The organism is Bdellovibrio sp. (assembly GCF_036384735.1).
Classification (GTDB): Bacteria; Bdellovibrionota; Bdellovibrionia; order Bdellovibrionales; family Bdellovibrionaceae; genus Bdellovibrio.
The window spans coordinates 20,849-41,553 of the sequence record NZ_DASVLT010000059.1 but is presented as its reverse complement, the minus strand read 5'-3'; the positions used below and the strand labels follow the sequence as shown (position 1 = coordinate 41,553).

18 protein-coding genes are annotated in these 20,705 nt (G+C 43.2%); 9 read left to right on the top strand and 9 right to left on the bottom strand.

Annotated features, from left to right (window positions below; genetic code table 11):
* Positions 1-61 precede the first annotated feature (61 nt).
* The 4 genes from VF412_RS18075 to VF412_RS18060 are packed head-to-tail and all read right to left on the bottom strand — an operon-like array spanning position 62 to position 5,914.
* Positions 62-1,735, bottom strand: coding sequence for a glycoside hydrolase family 44 protein (locus VF412_RS18075; RefSeq protein ID WP_331340671.1), 1,674 nt, complete (start codon positions 1,733-1,735; stop codon positions 62-64).
* Positions 1,736-1,757: 22 nt separating this feature from the next.
* Positions 1,758-3,506 carry an ATP-grasp domain-containing protein gene (locus VF412_RS18070; RefSeq protein WP_331340670.1) on the bottom strand — a complete coding sequence of 583 codons (1,749 nt, stop codon included), beginning with the start codon at positions 3,504-3,506 and terminating at the stop codon, positions 1,758-1,760.
* The gene (locus VF412_RS18065) at positions 3,503-5,062 is read right to left on the bottom strand and encodes a glucosamine inositolphosphorylceramide transferase family protein (RefSeq protein ID WP_331340669.1); all 1,560 of its coding nucleotides are present in this window, start codon (positions 5,060-5,062) and stop codon (positions 3,503-3,505) included. Before VF412_RS18065 ends, VF412_RS18070 begins: the two co-directional genes overlap by 4 nt.
* A gap of 3 nt (positions 5,063-5,065) precedes the next feature.
* Complete coding sequence (locus VF412_RS18060) at positions 5,066-5,914, bottom strand: hypothetical protein (protein ID WP_331340668.1); 849 nt, start codon at positions 5,912-5,914, stop codon at positions 5,066-5,068.
* A 217-nt stretch (positions 5,915-6,131) separates the two neighbouring features.
* On the opposite strand from VF412_RS18060, the gene VF412_RS18055 reads away from it, so the two are divergent.
* Genes VF412_RS18055 through VF412_RS18045 form a run of 3 tightly spaced genes read left to right on the top strand, consistent with a single transcriptional unit; the run spans position 6,132 to position 9,718 of the window.
* Entirely contained in the window at positions 6,132-7,043 is a 912-nt protein-coding gene (locus VF412_RS18055; protein ID WP_331340667.1) for a leucine-rich repeat domain-containing protein, read from the top strand.
* A 10-nt stretch (positions 7,044-7,053) separates the two neighbouring features.
* Entirely contained in the window at positions 7,054-8,565 is a 1,512-nt protein-coding gene (locus tag VF412_RS18050) for a lipopolysaccharide biosynthesis protein (protein ID WP_331340666.1), read from the top strand.
* Positions 8,558-9,718 carry an ATP-grasp domain-containing protein gene (locus VF412_RS18045; RefSeq protein ID WP_331340665.1) on the top strand — a complete coding sequence of 387 codons (1,161 nt, stop codon included), beginning with the start codon at positions 8,558-8,560 and terminating at the stop codon, positions 9,716-9,718. Before VF412_RS18050 ends, VF412_RS18045 begins: the two co-directional genes overlap by 8 nt.
* A 4-nt stretch (positions 9,719-9,722) precedes the next feature.
* On the opposite strand, the gene VF412_RS18040 is transcribed toward VF412_RS18045, so the two are convergent.
* Both VF412_RS18040 and VF412_RS18035 read right to left on the bottom strand, forming a co-directional pair.
* Entirely contained in the window at positions 9,723-10,607 is an 885-nt protein-coding gene (locus VF412_RS18040) for an XrtA system polysaccharide deacetylase (RefSeq protein ID WP_331340664.1), read from the bottom strand.
* The gene (locus VF412_RS18035; protein ID WP_331340663.1) at positions 10,588-11,679 is read right to left on the bottom strand and encodes a glycosyltransferase; all 1,092 of its coding nucleotides are present in this window, start codon (positions 11,677-11,679) and stop codon (positions 10,588-10,590) included. The genes VF412_RS18040 and VF412_RS18035 overlap by 20 nt, the downstream gene beginning before the upstream one ends.
* A 173-nt stretch (positions 11,680-11,852) precedes the next feature.
* On the opposite strand from VF412_RS18035, the gene VF412_RS18030 reads away from it, so the two are divergent.
* Genes VF412_RS18030 through VF412_RS18010 form a run of 5 tightly spaced genes read left to right on the top strand, consistent with a single transcriptional unit; the run spans position 11,853 to position 17,320 of the window.
* Positions 11,853-13,034 (top strand): glycosyltransferase family 4 protein, encoded by a 1,182-nt coding sequence (locus VF412_RS18030; RefSeq protein WP_331340662.1) that lies wholly within the window; start codon positions 11,853-11,855, stop codon positions 13,032-13,034.
* Entirely contained in the window at positions 13,031-13,777 is a 747-nt protein-coding gene (locus VF412_RS18025) for a hypothetical protein (protein WP_331340661.1), read from the top strand. Before VF412_RS18030 ends, VF412_RS18025 begins: the two co-directional genes overlap by 4 nt.
* A gap of 5 nt (positions 13,778-13,782) precedes the next feature.
* On the top strand, positions 13,783-15,009 hold the full coding sequence (locus tag VF412_RS18020; protein ID WP_331340660.1) for an O-antigen ligase family protein: 1,227 nt from the start codon (positions 13,783-13,785) through the stop codon (positions 15,007-15,009).
* Positions 15,006-16,160 carry a glycosyltransferase family 2 protein gene (locus VF412_RS18015; protein WP_331340659.1) on the top strand — a complete coding sequence of 385 codons (1,155 nt, stop codon included), beginning with the start codon at positions 15,006-15,008 and terminating at the stop codon, positions 16,158-16,160. The genes VF412_RS18020 and VF412_RS18015 overlap by 4 nt, the downstream gene beginning before the upstream one ends.
* Complete coding sequence (locus VF412_RS18010; RefSeq protein WP_331340658.1) at positions 16,160-17,320, top strand: glycosyltransferase; 1,161 nt, start codon at positions 16,160-16,162, stop codon at positions 17,318-17,320. The genes VF412_RS18015 and VF412_RS18010 overlap by 1 nt, the downstream gene beginning before the upstream one ends.
* Here the strand turns inward: VF412_RS18010 and VF412_RS18005 are convergent.
* Both VF412_RS18005 and VF412_RS18000 read right to left on the bottom strand, forming a co-directional pair.
* Positions 17,317-18,654: an exopolysaccharide biosynthesis polyprenyl glycosylphosphotransferase gene (locus VF412_RS18005; RefSeq protein ID WP_331340657.1), complete on the bottom strand. Its 1,338-nt coding sequence runs from the start codon at positions 18,652-18,654 to the stop codon at positions 17,317-17,319. The two genes, VF412_RS18010 and VF412_RS18005, sit on opposite strands and share 4 nt — an antisense overlap.
* Positions 18,655-18,745: 91 nt before the next feature.
* The gene (locus tag VF412_RS18000) at positions 18,746-19,207 is read right to left on the bottom strand and encodes a hypothetical protein (RefSeq protein WP_331340656.1); all 462 of its coding nucleotides are present in this window, start codon (positions 19,205-19,207) and stop codon (positions 18,746-18,748) included.
* A gap of 233 nt (positions 19,208-19,440) precedes the next feature.
* On the opposite strand from VF412_RS18000, the gene VF412_RS17995 reads away from it, so the two are divergent.
* Positions 19,441-20,022 carry a YdeI/OmpD-associated family protein gene (locus VF412_RS17995; protein ID WP_331340655.1) on the top strand — a complete coding sequence of 194 codons (582 nt, stop codon included), beginning with the start codon at positions 19,441-19,443 and terminating at the stop codon, positions 20,020-20,022.
* Positions 20,023-20,045: 23 nt separating this feature from the next.
* Here the strand turns inward: VF412_RS17995 and VF412_RS17990 are convergent, their stop codons facing one another.
* The gene (locus VF412_RS17990; protein ID WP_331340654.1) at positions 20,046-20,495 is read right to left on the bottom strand and encodes a hypothetical protein; all 450 of its coding nucleotides are present in this window, start codon (positions 20,493-20,495) and stop codon (positions 20,046-20,048) included.
* Between the last annotated feature and the right edge of the window lie 210 nt (positions 20,496-20,705).

Below are 20,705 nucleotides of genomic sequence, written 5' to 3'. Positions count from 1 at the left end.
ATTTGAAATGCGCCGACATACTACGGAGAGTTTATGAAGTGCGCTAAAAAATATAATGTTTTTAGAACTTGGAGTAATTTACATCGAGTTGAATACCCATCTCTTTGGCACCAAATTGGTTAACCTCAAATCCTTTTCCGGAAGTGGGGTTCTTCTCGATTTTAAGCACCGATGTCGACCATCCTGGAACTACATAGGTCGCCATTTTCTTAAGCGAACTGCTTTTTAGATAAATTTGAACAGTTCTGTCAGTAGGACTTTTATTGATCAAAACTAGATTTACAGCTTTACCATCGTCAGCGGCGTAAGAGTTTACAAGATCACCCATATTGTCGTCAGAAGCCACGATTGTGCCTTTGAAGTTATTGCTCAATAAGGCGTACATGTAGAACATATTGGTCTTTTGGGTGCCACCATCTAGCATAGTCCATGGGATCATAGATCCTGGGGCGCTGTTAAGAACGAAGTTATTGAAGAAACTCACGCCCTCTGTCGCTGCGATACCTACTGCATCAGCTGTATAAAGTGGACGAACAATAGGATGATAGTTTGTAGTGCGATAATCAGAATCCACGGCGAACTCATTCAATGCAAGCTTTGCATTTGGATAATAAGATGCCAACCAACTTTTCATACGGTTGATGATGTTCGGACTGGTATTCTTATAAGTACTAAGATCAACAGTATTTATATAAGTTGGATCATTCAAAGCGCGAGTTGCCTCAAGCATCTTAGAGACCCACTGACGACCATCTGGTGCTGTGATCATTGAATTAGTATCAGCGATTTTAGTTCTGAAGTTCGGATAGTAGTGGAATGCGAAGTAATCCAAAAGCTTATAGCCCTTTGGATTCACTGCCGGATCTTTTTCAGCTTTTGACAAACGGTACAAGAAGTAAGGAATAAACTGATGGAAGCTGCCGCCACCGTAAGAGCACACAACCTGGCCACGGACAGTGTCGGACCATTGGCAGTCTTTCGTAAAGTTGCCGGTGTTCCAGTCTAACCAAGAAGATGAAATTTCAGGTCCCCAGATTTTGATGCTGTTAGGGTTGCCATTGATTTCTTCCTGAGCCGCGCGAATAGCGATAGCAAATTTAATATATTTTGTGATGTATTCATCGGCAGAGATACCGCTGTCTGGGCTGAACGCTTTCGTATGAGAATGAGTCTCGTGCCATTGCTCTGGTTCGTTACCCAAGCTGAAGTTAACGATACCAAGATTCAATTCACCATTTAAAGTTTTGATAAGTTCGTAAGCAGAATGGTCTGTGAAAGTGTTTTCCAAAACAACATTGTTGCCAATGATGTCAGGTTGATAACCCAGAAGATTGATCTGATAGATACCAGTCACTTTGTAATTGCGAAGAAGAGCATCCGTGCCAACAAATCCCAAGATGTTGTAGAGGCCTGTCTTAGTGTAGGAAAGATTGTTTTTCCAATTGAAAACATCGTACTCGTTACCACCGATTCGAATCTGCCCGATTCCTAATTCGCTCACTAGGGCAGGGCTTGGTGCTTGTGAAAAAGAATCTAAGTGTGAACCATAGAATGAGCTGGTAATTGTTTGCCCTCTCTTAGATAGATCGATAACGACTTTGCCAGCTATTTTTGAATTTTCTGTAGAGTTATAAGATTGGCTTGTCTTTAATATTCCAGGTGAACTGTAAGCCATAGCTGTCGCAAAAAAGCTGGTTCCGAAGAGCAAGATCTTCAGTGAGAGTGATTTCTTCACAAATACCTCATGGTTTTTTAATTTAGCGACTAGCTCTTAACACATCCTTGACTGCATCGATACTTAAACATACTTCAGTGATGCATTTCTGGTAAATTTTGCGAGGCTTTCCATAAGGGTCCTCGATCTCCCCCTTCGGTGGGATGTTTTTCGCTGCAAAACCTAAGAGATAAGTTTTCCCAACATAGTTTGGAAACTCCTTATGAATTCTTTCCCAGTGAGAATCTTCCATTACGAAAATTACATCACTTGTCCGCAACATCTCTTCAGTTACTTGGCGTGAAGACCAATTTTCCATGTTGATATCAACAGCTTGGGCTTCCTGAATCATGACCGGATCGGCAGAGCGGCCAGAATTAGGGTGAAACCCAGCTGAAACAACTTCTATGTTAGAATCAGGATAGATTTTTTTAAAGTAACGCTCAGATAAGGCACTACGATTGATATTGCCGTAGCAAATGAAGGTAATCTTCTTAGCATCACGAATACGTTTTTGCGCCGCGCCAGAGTCCCAGAACGCCTTGTGGAAGCGGAATTGCTGGCGTTGGTGCAAAATATCCTGAACACGTCTTCGATAATTTCGAGCTATACGAAGCAAATCCTTAAAGCCAGGGGCCGGATCACGAAGAGATTGAATATCGAAGGCGTGTTTGAAAGTAAAAATTCTGAGGGCGTCAATCCAAAGGCGACGCTTGTCCTCCCATATACCGTGGAATTTTTCTGGAAGATGGCGGCGCAAGACCAACTCGTACCACTGCAAGTCCGTAGATAGATTTCGAGCATAGAAATTCTCTTTATAGGGTTTGCGCGGTTGGATCTTTCCATCAACTAAAAGCTCGGCGAGCATCCCTGGGAAATCCGCGCCAGCTGCTACTGCCAAAGGCAAAGAACCCCAGAAGCGGCCATTGATTTCGACTAAGACGAATTTTCTGCTCTCGGGATTCCATTTAAATTCGACCATGGCAACGCCCGTCCATTGAAGAGCACGAATAAGTTTTTGTGCGGCCTCATAAAGAGCGTCTTCGAGTTTCATACTTACGCGTAAACAGCTTGCTCCACCAGTGAGGGGGAGTTCATGAACACGCAGATGTTGGAAGGCATATTGGATTTCGCCATTGGAGGCTAAGAGTTCGACACCAACCCCTTGGCCTTGAAAATATTCTTGAACGATAACGTCACCAAAATTTAAAAGCGCATCTATTTTATTTTGTGCCTCTTCAAGATTGAATGCGTATTGAACTTCAAGCTTACGACGACCTTCTTTATTGCTACCAATAGAGCGGCCCGGTTTAATAACCAAGGGACCCGTTGAAGAAACATCCTTCAAGCCACCTTTGGCAATAAACTGCTGAAGGTCTTCTTGGCTGGTTAAAGTCAAAGATGCTGGTAACGGGATGTTTAAAGTTTTTGCCATCTCTGTAGTCAGGTTTTTATCAAGAACAGTTTCCAGAGCTTTATTGCTGGCCAAAGCAAGCTTGTCGCCACCTTCTTGATGGCGAATTTTCATCAACGGAACTACAGTGCGTTCAGTGACAGGGATGATGAGCGCATAAGCTCCGCGAGCTAAAAGGGTTTCCACCCACGAGAGGAACGCGGCCTCCGAGGCCAGAGGATTGGGATATATCATCGTATTCGCAACGAAGCGCGAATAGCTAGCTACACCATGTTCTACGGGGCTTGCCACATCAACTTTCCAGCCCTGTGAGCCGAGTGATCTAACGATTGCTAGGGAGGAACCCATGTCTCCGTCCAAGACTAAAATACGTTTCATTTTTTAATAGTCACATTTCTGCAAAAATCATAGACGGTCACAGCCCCGTCACTATGCAAGTGATGAGTTCCAAAAATATTAGGAAAAAAATCAGGAGCAATTCTTGCCACAGTTTCTTCGCGGTAGTCGCTCTGTGAAATATTTAAAATTTTATGAACGCAAGAGGCAGCTCCGTAAACTCCGAAGCCCTGAACTTGCGATACACGATATAGATCGCAGCCTTTACGAAGAAGACCACCGTTGCGAGCTTTCTTGGGATTAATCACCAAAGGATTTGAAGGGTGAGCTGTCCATTTGTCGCTTAATGGGGAATCCGCAGAGAAAGCCAAAAGCTCAGTGCAGTGATCGTTGCGCTGTAAAGAATCGATATTTGTAAGCATCCACCATCGACCCTCCTGCTCGAACAGCATGCTGTCCACGGCGGAGATGTCCTTCATAATGGCTTTCACAAAAGTCCATCTCATAGGAAATTCGTTACATTTGTAGACGCGAATTTCCCTGGCTCCGGAAGTCTCTGGGCACATATAGAGTTCATTTTGATATTCAAATAAATACGGAAAGGAAAGATGAAAGGGCTCCTTAAAAACCACTCCCAACGGAAGTGCTTCTTTCTCGGTCAATTCAAAGGCCGAGATATGGCCCAAGGATGTTTTAAAATCGTACTCTTCGACAAAGCAGTAGTGACGATTGTCCTTCGTGATAACGAAAGGGTCCGCGAAGAATTGATCGCTATTAATAGGAAATGAAATCCCCTGTGATAAAATTGTGGGATTCCATTCAGCTTTCTTAAAGGCCACATTCCACTGTTGTTCTTTACCCTGGCGCAATGTCTTCTTTTCCTGAAGAGTTCTGAAGATGCGCTTAAAGATATAAGAGCAAAGTTCGAACGCGCTTGGATCGCGTGGATGGGACAGATCCGATGATCGAAGATGATTCAAAGAGCTTTCGGTCCCTTCAGAGAGCTTCTCGAGATAAATCTTCAAGTAGTGCAGGGCTTTTTGTGCAATATAAGCTTTATTCAGCAAGAAGCTTGGTTGAGTCAAAAGACTTCCAGCTAAGGCAGAGCTTATCTTGCCGTCGATCCCTTGATGATCAATGCGGAAATCAGTCGTGACTTGGCGATGAAATACTTCCCAGAAGCCATAAAAATCTGCGGAAATATCACCAAGACCTGCCTGCAGAAGAAAAGCACCTTTCTTTGTGAATGAAAGTGCCTCCTGAGGAAGGGGAGAGCCATCAAAGGAAATCAAATAATCAAAATTCAAAGCTTTTAAATCGTCATAGGATCTTACAGGTTCTGCGGTAATAGCGACATGATTTAGAAGGTCGCGATAGGGCGTCCGGCGTAAATAGCGACTGTCGAGCTTAAAGATAATCTTATTGAGAATGTCGGTGATGGGGCCTGTCTTGTCTTTTTTCTTCAACTGACCACTCAAAGAAAAGCAAGTGGCGCGAATTTGTGATGGAAGGCTTTTCAGGAAATCACTGATAGGTTTTGGTACGTCGTGGGACGTCAGCAATATACCGATGTTAAGTTCCTGAGCCTGGGACGTCACAAGTTACATCCTAATCGAAGTCATTACGAGATAGGCAGTTTCGACATCTCTATACAGAGAGAAGGAGTGCAAAGGAATGGGGCTGGTTTGACCGATGCCGAACGAAAGATCGATATTATCATTAACTTCAAAATTCAAAGTAGTCTCAAGCAATTGATATTGCGAGTGAGCATCTTGATTCACTGTTGTGCCGTTAAAGTATTCGTCCTTCAAACCAATCCCTTGAGAGATATTAAATTTATCGCCAAAATATTTAGAAACCCTGAACCATTGTTCGATGCGAGATATCTGCGTTGGAAGAGCCAAGCTCATACCACTGTCCTGATATACGAATGTGCTTTGTTTTTGGGCCAAAACAAATGCCTTAGGGTAATAGCCCACAGAAAAGCCATTAGCAAAATCCTTGGACATCTCTAATTCAGCACCAACACCACCGTAAGTGCCTGCTTGCTGCCACTCGGGATCTGTCGGCACATAAATCTTGTAAATGGCTTTAGTCTTAAGATCGAAAGGCAAAGAAAATGGAGCTTTATCAATCAGAGCGAAATGAGAATCAGCCATTTTTGTACGTGCCGGCATGTCTTCACCATAACGAATCCCCGCACTGTCATAAGTGAAAGTAGGGCGAGCGCTGACTGTGAAACGTGAGCTAAGCTTGTAGTTGATAGCGATGAGGTTGTAGGCGTAAAAGCTAGGATTACCGGCGTTCACATCTTGAATTTCACTAGAGTAATAACCGAAATAACTGATGGCAGTGTTAGAAAGGCCCATCGGTGTCGACATAGAGGGCGCCTCTGCTGCACGAGCGGCAAAGGGCAGAAGCAGCAGAGTCAAAAGCAATAGGTTCTTCACCTGGATCCCTCGTTTTTCAATTAAGTTCTGACGTGGGAATTTACATGGAGACAGTAAGTCGATAAAGGGAGCGTCTTACGACTGTAAAGATTTCTAGACCTGTTCAGAAATCAGACGGTGATGCCATTTTTTCAGAGCGAGGGAAAGCAATAAGGGCTGCCTCGAATTTCGGTGTATATTGGCTGCTCTTTTCAAGTGCCTTAGCTCGGGAGAATCTGTGATCAAAGCAATTCTATGCATGTTTGTGTCTCTGACAGCAGCAGTGGCCCTGGCTGATTCGACCAGTATTTGCGATCGCGGTTCCGTCGTGCCATTTATTCTCGAAGCTGTTGGCGCGCGGGATTGTTCTAGTGTTTCGAGTGACAAATTGGCAATGTTGCAAAGCTTGGTGATTTCCAACAAGTCACTTCCATCAATTTCACGAAATGCCTTTGCGGGAATGAAAGGGCTTCGCAGTTTGATCTTGGACTGCAATCAGATTTCGGCAATTGCGCCTGGGGCTTTTTCCGACTTGGAAAGTTTGATGGTGTTAAAGCTGAATCAGAATGCTCTGACTGAGCTTGCACCAAATACCTTTGTTGGACTTCGCTCGCTGGAATCGTTGGATCTTTCCTTTAACCATTTATCGGGACTGTCCGTAAATTCCCTGTCAGGTTTGGTTTCTTTGGTAGACCTCAATCTTTCTAATAACGAACTTACTCAAGTTTTGCCTGGCTCTTTGGGAGCTCTGGGAAGTTTACGTAAGTTGAATCTTTCCAGCAATCACCTTGTTGAAATTCAATCTCTCAGTTTGAGTGGTCCACGCGCATTGGTCGTGCTGATTTTAGAAAATAACCAAATTGCGAATTTGATCGACGGAATGCTGTCGGATTCAGTTTCTTTGCAGGTTTTAAATCTGCGCGGGAATAAAATAAAAAAACTTTCCAGTGGCCTTTTTTATGGAGCCTATGCGCTAACGACAGTGATTCTAGATGACAACAAGATCGAAGACCTTCAAAAAAATGTATTCGCGGATTTGGTGAGTCTGACTGAGCTGGACTTATACCAAAACCCTATCAAAGAAATTTCTCGATCCTATTTAGGATTGAATGACAGCACTTTTGTTGGTGGTGTCACGGCACGCCCTTAGGAAGTAAATCATGCAACACCAAAAGGGATTTAATCGAGCCGCATTGTTAACAGGAGCCCGCATCTTTGGGGTTGTGTTTTCTTTTGCAATCCCTATGTATTTGGGACGTCATTTAGCGGTTGAAACCTACGGGACTTACAAACAGGTTACTTTGATTTACTGGTTTGCTCAGGTGGCCTTGAACTTAGGTTTCGATGATTCAGTATTTTATTTCCTGCGCTGGGATCGCAAGAATTTTCCTTTATACAGCTTAAACTCTTTGGTCTTCAATGTTTCTGCGACAGGCTTCTTAGCCATTTTGATGACGATCTTCCGGTTTAAAATTGCGGCGGTCGTGAATAACCCTGACTTAGCTCAATATCTGCCGTTGCTGGGATTCCTGATTGTCGTGACTATGTCGTCACTGCAAATTGAAGGCTTCCTGATCAACCTTAACCGTTTTAAGCAAAGGCTTTATCTAGATGCGGGGACTGAGCTATTTAAGTCCATGGCGATTTTAGGGGCCTTCATCTTTTTTGACTCTATCCACGTAGCGCTGGTGTTGCTATCGGTTTTGATGAGCTTAAGATTTTTATGGATGCTTCAGGTGATGCATTCGCACAAAAAGCAGGAAGGCGTTCGTTATCGAGATGCCATTAAGTTCTTTAAGGCTCAAGCCAAGTTCGGCCTGCCGCTTGGGGTGTCACGTATTGTTCAGAATGTTCTGAATATGGAGAACTTATTAATTTCTTCATTCTATAACATGACCCAATTTACTTTCTATTCAGTGGGCAGCTTTGAAAATCCCATCGTGAATTCTCTGCGTACTTCTTTGTATGAGCTGGTGAATATCGATCTGATTGACGATATTCGCCATAACAATTACGAAAAAGCGATAGAGACGTACCGTCGTATGACTCGAAATCTCTTGATGATTGTTATTCCATTTACGGTCTATATGACCTTTTTTGCCAAAGAACTGATAGTCTTTATTTTCTCGGACAAGTATCTAGAGAGTGTTCCGTACTTCATGGTGTTTAATTTTTATATTTTTATTGCGTGTTTGAATCCAGAACCATTATTCCGCTCAACATCGAACACAGGTTATGCCTTCAAGATCAAAGTCTTTGGGGTGGTGTTGGGGCTTGCGATGATGGTGGGTGGTGCTTACTACATTGGCCCGATGGCTGTGCTTTGGGGTAAGATTCTTGCGGTGGCATTCATTAATATTTCGGGCCTGTTTATTGGAGCACGCTTGATTAAAACCAATGTCTTAAGTCTTTTTTCGTGGAATGATTTGGGAAAGACATTAGCTCTGTCGTTGGTATTCTCGATAGCAACGCGTGCTGCGTTCTATAATCTTTCGTGGCATCCGTTTTGGGTATTGGCATTTAGCTCGAGCATCTATGCCGTGATATTCTTTCTGGCGGCCTGGAAAATCAATCTTATTAAGACGGAAGAAGCTCAACATTTATTTGGCATCGCAAAAAAAGTGTTGGCGAAGCTTCGCTTGATCAGACCTGCTGAGGTGGTTCATGACTAAAAAAATTCTTATTATCGCTCTTGCTAAAGACTGGACGGGAATCAGTCGTTTACCTTCTGGATTAAAGCGAGCCGGCTTTGAAGTGGCAGCCTTGTGCCCTAAAGACAGTTACTTATCTAAGACCAAGTACCTTGATCATTTGATGACATATCCGATCTTTACATACACACGCTCTAAGGTGATCTATGGATTGATTTTGGCTGCGATGGTGCGCTTTGATGCGGACATCATTATTCCTGGTGACGAAGAAGCTTTACTTGCCATGCAGAACCTTTCAAGAACTTTGAAGCATATCCCGGGCTTAAAAGGTTTTGCAAAATCACTGCGTAAATTTATCGCTCCTGAACAATTTGATCGTATTGTTTTAAATAAATCTCGTCTTGTCGAAGGCTGTGGCCAGTGGGGTGTGCGCGTTCCCAAAAATGTGCGTATTAATAGCGTTGAAGAGGCCATCAAAGAGGTGCCTTCTTTCGGATATCCTGTCGTCTTGAAATTTGATTTTGGTTATGGTGCTTCGGGTGTTTCGATTTGCCGCCATGAGGAAGATCTTCGCAAAGGTTTTTATAAATATTCAAAGGCCGGATTTGCAGCTCGCGCGAAAGAGTTCTTGAAAAGAACTTTCTTCGTAGTTCAAGAGTCCGACGAAGCGAGTATCTCTTTGCAGCAATATATCACAGGTCCGGTTGGGCAAGTGCCTTTTGTAGCTAAAGACGGCGAGGTGTTTGCGATCAATCCTATGTTGAAATATAAAACATATCCTGGCGAGACGGGCCCTTCCAGCGTGAATAGAGGAATCGATAATCAAGAGGTTCGCAAGGCCGCAATTGTGGTAGCTGCGCAGTTGAAATACTCGGGCTTTGGGTCGTTAGATTTTATTGTCGATGAAAAGACCCAGGATGCATATGTGATTGAGCTCAATCCTCGTCCAATTCCGCCATCTCACTTTAGTGGTGAATTGTGTGCAGAAGATCTTTGTGTATCTTTCTATAAAGGTGTGAACGGCATGCCTACCGAAAATCCTCCGTTTAGACCATTTACTGTAGCGCTTTTCCCGAATGAAAAACGCAGAGATCCGCAAAGTCCTTATCTGACCCAAGGTTATCATGATATTCCTATCGATGATCCAGAACTATTAGCGGCTTTAGACCGCTAGTACGTTATGCGAATGTATAAGAGCTGAGGCTGTTAGAGGCCTTGGCTTGAGTCACCAAGTTTTCCACGGTTGTGAATTCGAAATCGTTCAGAAGGTTCATGAACTTCTGCCTGTTCTTATTTAAGCCTACATAATGTCTAAAACGTTTCAATGTCGGCAAGGCTACTCGTGGTTGTTCAGGGTCGAATTCCCAAGGGTGGAAGTACATAACAACCGGGCCGTTTTTTAAATCCTGAGTCAAAGCAGATTTAGTCATACGGTAAGGAAGCATACGGAAGTATCCGCCGCCGCAGACGGGAATTTCAGCACCAAAGAATTTAGATTTTTTCAAAGGTACTTCTGTTAAGCCATGAACTGCTGTAACGGAGGTTGGGAAGTCGCGAACACCATAATCAGGGTGAGATGTCACAAAGATCGAACTATCGTATTCCAAACCGCAATCACGAATGATCGGCAAAGCCCAAGAGGTTTCGTGCATCACTGAAAAGCTTGGAGCACGGAAACCTTTGATCTTTTGGCCAGAGACCTTTTCAAGGGCTGTGAGGGCTTTCTTAAGATCGACCTCGAAGGATTTAGGATCAAGGAGATCGATAGGAGCATGTTGATAACTATGGCAGCCGATTTCGTGACCTTGGTCGGCGATTTTTTTTATAAGTTCGGGGCAACGATCTGCCAACCAACCCAAAACATAGAAAGTCGATTTAATATTCTTTTCCGCCAATGCGTTCAGAATGAAATCCATGCCGACGTTCACACGCAACTCTTGTTTGTCCCATTCGCTATCAGAGACAAAGTCGCGCATATTTCTGACTGTGAACCAGTCTTCCACATCGAAACTTAAGGCAATGGGATGTTTAGGTCGTGTAGTATTATTGGTAAGTGTCGACATAGCTCTGCACCATTTTCTCAAGTGAATAGTATTGAATTACAACTTCGCGCGCTTTTTTCTTTAGCTCGGTCAGTGATGTTTGCTCGTGATGAAGGTGGACTAATTTATTGAATAAAGCCTTTTCGTCTTGAAGATCATAAAGATCCAAAACGCCATGGGATGTTTCGCTGTGAGGAGCAATATTGCTACAGAAGCACAGCTTCTCGGTCGCCATGGCTTCTAGAACTGCCACGGGGTGGCCCTCACGAATTGAAGAACTCAAGAAGATATCTCCTTTAGCCAAAATTTCGCCAGCGTCGTCTTTAAAACCATGCATCGTTACTTGGGACTCAAGGCCGTGTTCGCGAACATAGGCCTCAAGCTTTTCTTTTGGCTCTGGAGTTTTAGAGGTTCCTGCATGATCGAAGGTAAAGGGAATTCCAGCCTCTTTAAGCAAGCGGCAAGTGTTAAATAAGTAAGCTAAGTTCTTTTCGTGAGAGATCCGGGCCACACTGACCATGCGCAAGGATTTTTGCACAGGGCTCACTTCAGGAGTTGGAAGGAACTTCGTCGTGTCAACCCCATTTGGGATGACTCTCAAAACAGACCGCTTCGTCAGAGGACAGTTTTCGATAATAGAGTTTTTAACAAATTCTGAAACGCAGATGATCTCGTGATAGAAGTAGCTCGCGAATTGGAAGAAGTAGCGATATTGAGGCTTGACGATAAAATGGTGCATAGTGTGCTGAGTGTGAATAAGGCGTAAGCGAGGGAAGCGCATTTTCAGAAGGACAGCATATTCTGTAGGCCCAAAATCATGGGTGTGAACCACGTCGATTTTATGTTCTTTGATGACTTTGATAAGCTCTTTAACCAGGTTCCAATCGCGACCTGCGGTTTTTTTGTAGGTAAAAACGGGGAAGCCTGCGTCTTGGATTGCTTTGCCGATACCACCCAAAGTTTGCGTCTCGTACGTGAAGAAATGCAATCGGGTTTGATCACCAGTATGCAATGCTAATTGCTCTAGAAGGCGCTCAATGCCTCCCAGGTAAAGGTACTCTACCAAATGCAATACGTTTTTGGCTCGGTTCATAGAGAGGGTTTCTATCAAGAATGCCTTGTTTTTGAAAGGGATATCCCTGGAATTGTAGGGTCTCCATGAAGGACTTTTCCGGGTGTTTAGAGAGTGAACAGCGTCGGTCATTCTTTCCAAAGAAATAAGAGTTTTTGCATGTTTTGGGCTTTTATTTTACTTAGATACGGCCTATGAAAAAGATCCTGTTCGTTTCCAGCCTTCAGATTTTTCCGCCGCGATCGGGTGGTCAGCTTCGCAGCGCGAATCTGTGCCGTGCCTTCGTGAAGCTGGGTTATGAGGTTGAGGTTTACTCTCTGACAGGGCGTCGAGAAGACTATCTAGCTCGCAAGGGCTCTTTTGCCGTGAATCTCCAAGAGGGTCTTCGTGAATTTGTGAATATGAATCCGTTTTGGGGCCTTTTGCAGATGCTGTCTTACCGCTATGATCTGCCTCCTTTGTGGGTTACCTGGCTGTTGAAAATTTATACACCTCGTGGCTTAAAGCAAAGGATCCAAAATGCTGATCTGGTCGTTTTGGATTTTCCATTCTTATATCCACTTTTCGCTAAGGTCTCAGGAGTCAAGTGGCTTAATACTCACAATGCGGAGTTTGAATTGTGGGCAAATCGCCAGGGTATCGGCAGCATGGTTCGCGAAATCGAGCTCAATAGCTTTGAATCGGCAGAGAAAATTTTGTTCTGTTCTGAGCGAGATCAAGAGAAGTTTTTGAATGACATGCCTACGCTTTCACAGAAAAGCGCCATTGTCTCTAATGGCGTCGAGCTTGAGCAATTTCAATTTGCAAAAGATTTGCGCGAGAAAACTCGCAAACAGCTGGGAATAGCTTCAAATCAGAAAATGTTCTTATTCACAGGTTCGTCGTATGAGCCGAATCAAGAGGCCTTTCAATTTTTGCGAAACTTTGCGAAAGAAAATCAACAGGCTCTTACTGATGGCGGAGCTGTGATTGTAGTCGCTGGAACTGTCAGCCAAGAGCTCGTCAATGAAACACACTTCAAAGTTCTGGGAAAAGTTCCAGAGATGTCCCCTTACTTTGCGGCGGCGGATTTTGGTTTAAATCCCATTGTCAAAGGATCGGGCGTGAATGTGAAGATGATCGAATTTATTGCAGCACGTTTACCAATCCTATCGACCGAGTTCGGTCTTCGTGGTTTGGAGTTCGTAGACCAAGAAAGCTGTTTTACGTTTGATCGTGCAGATTTATTAAAAACTCTTGCGAAGGTATTGCCCACTTCAGAGAGTGTGAAACAAAAAGTCACAGCCAAGGCATTTCAGGACAATGAGGTGCGTGTGGATATGACTCGGGCTTTGGGGAATTTATTTAACAACTCTAGTTTAGGGATGGGTTCATGAAGCAACTGATTAAAAAGCACAGTCTTCTTGTGACGACGACAGTTCTTTTTGTGCTAATCGCATTAATCTATATTGCGATCACACCGAAAGTTTATGTGGCGGGAAGCCGTGTGGCGATCTTCCGTATGAAGATTGAAAATCCAGAAAATGCTTCTGACGAATCTCGCAATCGTTGGATTTGGATTCGTGACGGCTTAAATATTAACAGCGCCTTGGTTTCTGATGAACAGCTTAAGAAATTTCTTGAGACGAACGATCTTGCTAAGAAGGCGACTCAGGCAATTTCATCAGAAGTTGGCAAATTGAACTTCTTAAGACGTTTGACTAATGTTCAGTTCACAGGAGCCGATGAAAACAACTATGTGATCGAGACGAAGTCTTCGGATCCACAGTTGGCGTTGGCTTTGAATGCCCATATCTTTGGCTATCTTAAGTTTTTAGCTGTTCAAAAGGACAATGATGATTTCCAAGCTTTGGCGAATAAAGTAGCCCAAGAGGCCGACACTTATCCAGAGCGCTCTCAAGAACGTGCCTTTTATCAAAACAAATTGATGAAGATGAAGTTTGAACATGTGATTGGTCAATCCCAGAAGGAAAGAGTCTTCCAGGTGATTTCTGAACCTTCTGTTGGTGACAAAGCAGTATGGCCTAAGCCATTAGCAATTTTGCTGGTCGCCGTTTTAGCGGGTTTAGTGATCGGCTTTGTTGCTGAATATTTGATATTCGCATTTAAGAGCAAGTAATAGCGATGTTGAACGTTCGACGTTTCCTTATTCAGCCTCTGGGCGCATTGATTTTATTTTTGGGCTTGGTCATTACGACCCTCCATTTGGAGGTAGAGCTTTTAAAGTCAATACACTTAGAGTTTATTTTGTTTGCCAGTGTGCTGGTGCTCACTGTGCATGATGCTTTTGTGCTGAAGAAGGAAAAGTTGACGTACTCTCACCCTCTCGTGCTTCCGATGTTACTTGTGGCATTGTATGCATTGGCACCGTTGCTGGCGTCTGTAACAGGACAGGATTGGTTGGCGGTGATGGATGATGGAGAATACAAAAGCTTAGTAAAGATTTTGTTCTTGGCACCTTGCCTGTATTATTATCTCGCGAAAAGTGAAAATCGCAATGTGATTTTAAATTCGGCTATTTTCTTTTATGTGATTTTAGGCTTTTATTTCCTATTCCGCTATTTTGTACTGAATGAGGCGCGTGCCTACGATGATCGGCCATTGCTGCATATTCGCCATGGTGATCCTAATTTTCTTTGTACCTTTTTTTCGATGATGGTGCCCGTGGCTTTGATGCAAGCTTGGAATGCAGTGACAAAGAATACAAAAATAGAGATGGTTCTGCATTTGGTAGCAGCTTTGATTCTGGTGGCTTGTGCTTTTGTCACTGAATCTCGCATGGGTATTATTGCTTTGCTGGTAGGTCTGGCTTTTTTGATGACTCGCAATTTTTCAAACTCGAAACACGAAAGACCATTGAAGGTTTTGGCGACGATGTTTGTTGGGTTACTGATTGCGGTGGTGGTTTTGCAGGGATCTTTGTCTAAGCGCTTTTCTGACATCAATGATAAATCTAGTTCGGACCGTATCCTGACTTATCAAAACGGTGTGCAGGTATTTTTAGAAAACCCTGTCTTTGGTGTGGGAATGCATAAGGCGCGCGAGACTTTTTTCAAAAACTCTCAATATCCGCATTTTCAAAGCGAGTTCAGTCCCCTTGAAGTCCACAATACTTATTTGAATGTTGCAGCTGAACTGGGAATTTTTGGACTGATTGCCTTCTTTGCACTGTTGATTTGGACATGGTTGCAAATTTGGGGAGCAAAAAATCCAGAACGTCATTTCTTAGTCGCTTCTTATATGATTTTAATTCTATCAGCTTTGACAATTGGGATTTCGTATAAGGATCTGGTGATCCTGCATCTGTTCATGTTGGCTGCACTAGGTGCACAACTCAAGGAAGCGGTATGATGTTGGCAATACAAATTTCATTCTGGATCGTTTTTGTAGCAATTTGTATGCACTATGTGGGGTTTGCTTTGCTTGTTTATGTGGTATCGCGTGTATACCGCAAGAAGCACAAGATCGCTGATATTCAACCCAGTGTCTCCTTTATTATTGCCGCTTACAATGAAGAACACATCATTCGTGAGACATTGCTAAATGATCTGCAGATTGACTACCCGAAAGATAAGATTGAATTCATTGTTGTATCGGATGGCTCTTCAGATTCGACTCCCAATATCGTGAGTGAGTTTGCAAATCAAGGAGTGACATCTTTGCATCAGCCTCAGCGCCAAGGAAAGACAGCAGCTCTTAATAGAGCTGTGGCGACCGCCAAAAATGAAATCTTAGTGTTTTCAGATGCGAACTCGATGTTCCGTAAAGACGCCATTTCAAAACTTGTCCGTCACTTCGCAGACGAATCGATCGGCGGTGTATGCGGCCGCAAAAGCGTTTTGCAGCATGCGAACCGCAATGCCTCTTTAGGTGATAATTTATATTGGCATTATGAATCTGCTTTAAAGCAGGCAGAATCCCATTTGGGCTCTATTCCCACGGCGGATGGAGAGATCTTTGCGCTTAGGAGAAGTCTTTATCACCCTGTACCAACGGCGTTGATCAATGATGACCTAGTAATTACATTTAATATTTTGGAACAAGGTAAGCGAGTCATTTACGATCAAGAAGCGATTACTGAAGAACAAGCATCAATCACAATGAAAGATGACTTCAATGTGAAGTCGCGGATGGTGTATGGCGGGATTCAAGTGATCTCTTTGTATAAGAAGCTTCTGAACCCGTTGACTAGTTGGTTCGGTTTGCAGTTTTTCTTTCATAAATCACTTCGCTATTTTATGTGGGTCTGCTTAGCTTGGATCCTGCTTTCGAATATAGCTTGTGTGAAAGTACATCCGTTCTATGCCGTGTTCTTGGGCTTGCAGCTGGCATTCTATACGATGGCTTGGATTGGGTATCAGTTAGATAAGCTTGGAAAAAAGTCGGGAATCTTCTATTTGCCTTATTATTATTGCAACGTGAATCTTGCGGCTTACAAGGGCTTTTTATATTTCCTTAAGCAACGTTCTACGGTGGATATTTGGAAGAAGGCGCAGCGCTGATGTCAGAGACTCGTTTTCAAGGACAGGATTTTATTGTGTTTGGCGAGGACTTTGCTCGCCATCCTCACTCTTTGGAGCACTTGCTGCGTCCGTTGTTTAAGGACAATCGATTTATTTGGGTTGAGACCATTGGTCTGCGTTCGCCCAAATTATCTGTTTATGATCTAAAAAGAATTGCCGAAAAATTATTGTCATGGTTTGGTCCTAAGAAGTCCCCCACAGAACGAGTGGTTCCTGGCAATATCATGATTGTGTCTCCGTTCATGATTCCTTTTAATCAATTTTCTTTGGTCCGTATGTTTAATCAATGGATGGTGGAACGTAAAGTTCGCAAAGCTTTGGCGCAGAGGAACTTTAAAGATGTTATCACGGTGACTTCGGTGCCGAATTCTTGTGACTATGTGGGAAACTATGATGAAAGGCTGACGGTCTTTGTTTGTGTTGACGAGTTTTCCTTGTGGCCCGGTTTGAATTACGATCTTGTGCGGTCTATGGAAAATAAATTGATTGCGAAGACCGATTTGATTTTTGCGACGTCGCAAGCTTTGGTTGAATCGAAAAATAATGGCAAAACACCGACAGTGTTGCTTACGCATGGTGTGGAGTTTCAACATTTCAATATTGGTCCCAAGACAAATTTAGGTCAGCCCTTAAAAATCTGCTATTTCGGTTTGTTTGACGAACGTAGCGATCAAAATATTCTTGTGGAAATTGCTTCCGCTTTGCCGAATGTACATATCGAAATCATCGGCGAAGTTGTCTGTGATTGCAGCCGCTTGTCGGGTTTTAGCAATATTGAATTTAAAGGCCCTGTTAGCTATGCAGAGCTTCCTCGGGCTATTGCCGATGTGGATGTCTTTATTCTGCCTTATGTGCGTACTGAACTGACAAACAATCTGAATCCTTTAAAATTAAAAGAATATCTTAGTACGGGCCGTCCTGTGATTGCCACAGCATTACCTGAGGTGACGAGGTCGCAAGAGCATTTGCTGTTGGCAGCGACAGGAAGTGAATTTGTAGACCACATTCATTCAATCATCGCAAAGAAATCCGGTCTTGATTATGAAAGAACCTTGATGTGGCTTCAGCAAAGTGAAACCTGGGATGCCAAGGCTGCCTTATTCACATCGTATATCAAAAAATATTTGAAAAAGTCTTAACGACCGCGAGCACCAACGACGACGGCTACGGTTTTTAGCATAATCAAAAGATCTAAATACAGATTGCTGTGTTTGATATAATAAAGTTCAAACTGCAGTTTCTCTTTGGCGTCTTCGATGCTTGCGCCATAAGGATATAGAACTTGAGCCCATCCTGTCAGGCCAGGGCGAAGGGTGTGGCGCAGGTCATAGTAGGGCAATTCCTTTTTCAGCATGTCGTTAAACTCAGGGCGCTCGGGGCGAGGACCTACGAAGCTCATATCGCCTTTAACGACATTCCATAGCTGCGGCAATTCATCCAAGCGAGTAAGACGAATAAATTTGCCCACCTTTGTGATGCGGCTGTCATTTTGAACGGCCCATTGGGCGCCGTTTTTTTCGGCATCAGTGCGCATCGAGCGGAATTTATAAATTCTGAAGGGTTCGTTGTCTTGTCCTGTGCGGATTTGACTGTAAAGAGCAGGTCCCTTGGATTCGAGCTTAATTAGAGCTGCTACAATTAACATCACCGGTGATGCGATTAACACGAGAACGCTAGAGATTGCGATATCTGTCAGGCGCTTCAAACGCAATTGTATCGGATGAGAAATGGCATCAAAACCCTTTGCATTTATGAACCAGTGATAGTCCAACAGGTGAACGGGTACCTTGTGAAGATGGCGCTCGTAAAATTCAACGATTGTAATGGTTGTTAAGCCGGAGCAGGCGGCATCAACGATAACTGCTCCTAGCTCTTGTTGTTGTTGAGGCTCTTTGATTGAGATTACCAAAGTTGTCCATTCGTCCTCGAGAATTTTTTTAAACTCTTGGGCGCTGCGGGAAGGATCGAAAAATCGCAAGACGCCTTCAAAATTTAAATCTGCAAAGTCTTTCTCGACGATATCCTGAGTTTTCGCATCGGCAACTACAAGCCAGCGCAAATTTCCTTTGGCTTTCTTAAAATAGGCAACAACCAGGCTGCGATAGCTAAAAGACAGAACGAAGAACAACAGCAAGCTGCCTAGTAAAACACCTCGACCGAAAAGTCCTTCCGGCATAGTCCCAAGTAAATAAGTGCCAACAGTAGCCGTTGCTAACGTCAGCACTAAAGCAATGACCTGGCGAATGAACAGCTGTTTGTTACTAGAGATATGGTCTAGGTCATAGTTCCCAAAAATGTACTGCATGGTAGGAACTGTGATTGCAAGAAGCAGAACCTCTAATGAAATAGATACTGAAGAACTATCCAATCGGATTACAGATGTTAGCATTAAAGCACCAAGAAAAAGCAGCACGTCCAAGACTAGAAACCTAGACTTATGCTTAGCTGTCAGCAGAGGTGCAAAGCTTTTCATGGTGGTTCGCTCCGGTATTTGCCAAATTTACGCGTATTTCAGTCGGCGTAAATTCGGCATAAAGGAGCTCTGGCAAGAGACCAGATTTGGCTTACTTATTAGGAAACAGAAGATAATTAACAGCTCCGCACTTTACTTTACGCTGCACGCTCACACCGTCATCATCGTCGTAAGACAATGTACCAACGAGATCGTCTTTTCCATCTTTGACCGTCAAAGAAAGAGTTTCGTCATAGTAAGAACCTGGGCGACTGCCAGAGATTTCCAAACCGGACTCATTCTGCTTAATTGAAATTTTTGCGAGATCAGATTTTGAAAACTGAAGGACATTTAAAGATTGGGCTGGTTTCAAGAAAACAATCTTAAGATCTTCAACTTGACCTTTGTTCACCTGCGCATAGATATGCACCTGCGTCGACTCTGAAGAATCTGAACATGTAATTCGATAGAAGTCTTGAGCTTTTAAATTTTCGATTGTTTTGTAAGACTCGGCACCAGCGGCAAAAGCACGAGTGACCGTAAACATTAATATAACACCGGCAAATAACTTCATCTTATAGCTCCCGAATTCTATTGTTGAGTTCGGACCTTCTTATAACATTTAAGTTTCAAGATGCTTTGTCAGGATTCAGTTTAAGGAAAAACTTATAGGAAAATCAGTGATCTAAATGCTGCCTTCTGCTCCCAAAAATATGCTATTTCGGTAAAATTGAGCCGAAGTCAGAATTAAATTTTCCATTCGGCCATCATTTGGATAGCATTTTATATTATCAGGAGCCCACTAAAATGACGATTAAAGAAGCCTCCAGACAAATAATCTCTTTCAAATCACCTTCTTTATTCAGAAAGTGGCTCGTTAAAAATCATGCGACTCACAGTGGTTTTTGGTTAAGAATTTTCAAAAAAAACTCTGACGAGAAATCAATCTCTTACCAAGAAGCTTTGGAAGAGGCTTTATGTTTTGGGTGGATTGATGGTCAGAAGGTTAGGTATGACGAAAATTCCTGGCTTCAAAAATTTAGTCCCAGATCCTCGAGAAGTGTTTGGTCCAAGAGAAACATCAAAATAATTCAAGACCTTACAGAGCAGAAAAGGATGCATAGCTTTGGATTAGAACAGGTTGCCAAGGCTAAAGCGGATGGCAGATGGGACAGGGCATACGAATCTCAGAAGAATGCGCAAATTCCAGAGGATTTTTTAGTAAGGCTGAAGAAGAATAAAAAAGCTTATGCTTTTTTTATTACACTGAATAAAACCAATCTTTATTCGATTTTCTGGCGACTTCATACCGCCAAAAAATCGGAAACTCGAGAGCGAAGAATAGTCACGATTATTGAAATGCTCAGTAAGGGGCAGAAATTCCACTAATACAGTTTTTCGAAAGCGGCAAATCACTCTGACGCTTGCATTCCAAACCAATTACGTACGGTGGCTTCGCCTAGATTATCAAAAACGTAGGAAGCAAATTTACCCATGTCTTCGGCAAGATCTTCTTTTGTTGGAGGGAGCTCATCAAGGGCATCCGGTATATGATGAAGAAATCGACCAAAATAAGTCTGACAGAAAGAGTCGTACTCATGAGTCGAAAGAATGAAACAATGCCACATGTGATCGACGTTGACCATGTCGTCATAAATAGCGAACAAGAAGCGCAGATCATTATCAACAGGATGGAGTAGTTGATCATTTGCGTGCTTTTGGGCGAGCCAGAGATATTTCATCAGTTCGGTGAACAGAGGTTCGGCCTGATCTGCCAGAGCTGGAAAATCGCGTTTAAACTTATTAATGACCTTGGAATTACGGTACTGAAGTAGCTCATTTAGATTTGGCAGGTGGTGCATAAAAACTCCGATGGCGTTGGGCCATCCCTGAGGGACGGCCCAAGGAAACGAATTAATTTCCGAAGCGACCGCCGTGGCAGACCTTCTGGCAGTTGGAATTCAATTTCTTTGCAACGATAGAGCGGATAAGTTTTTCTTTCATAGTCGAATCCTTTCTTTAGCAGTTCTTGTTTTGTAGAAGACCAATTGATCTTTCTTGAAATAAAGCTA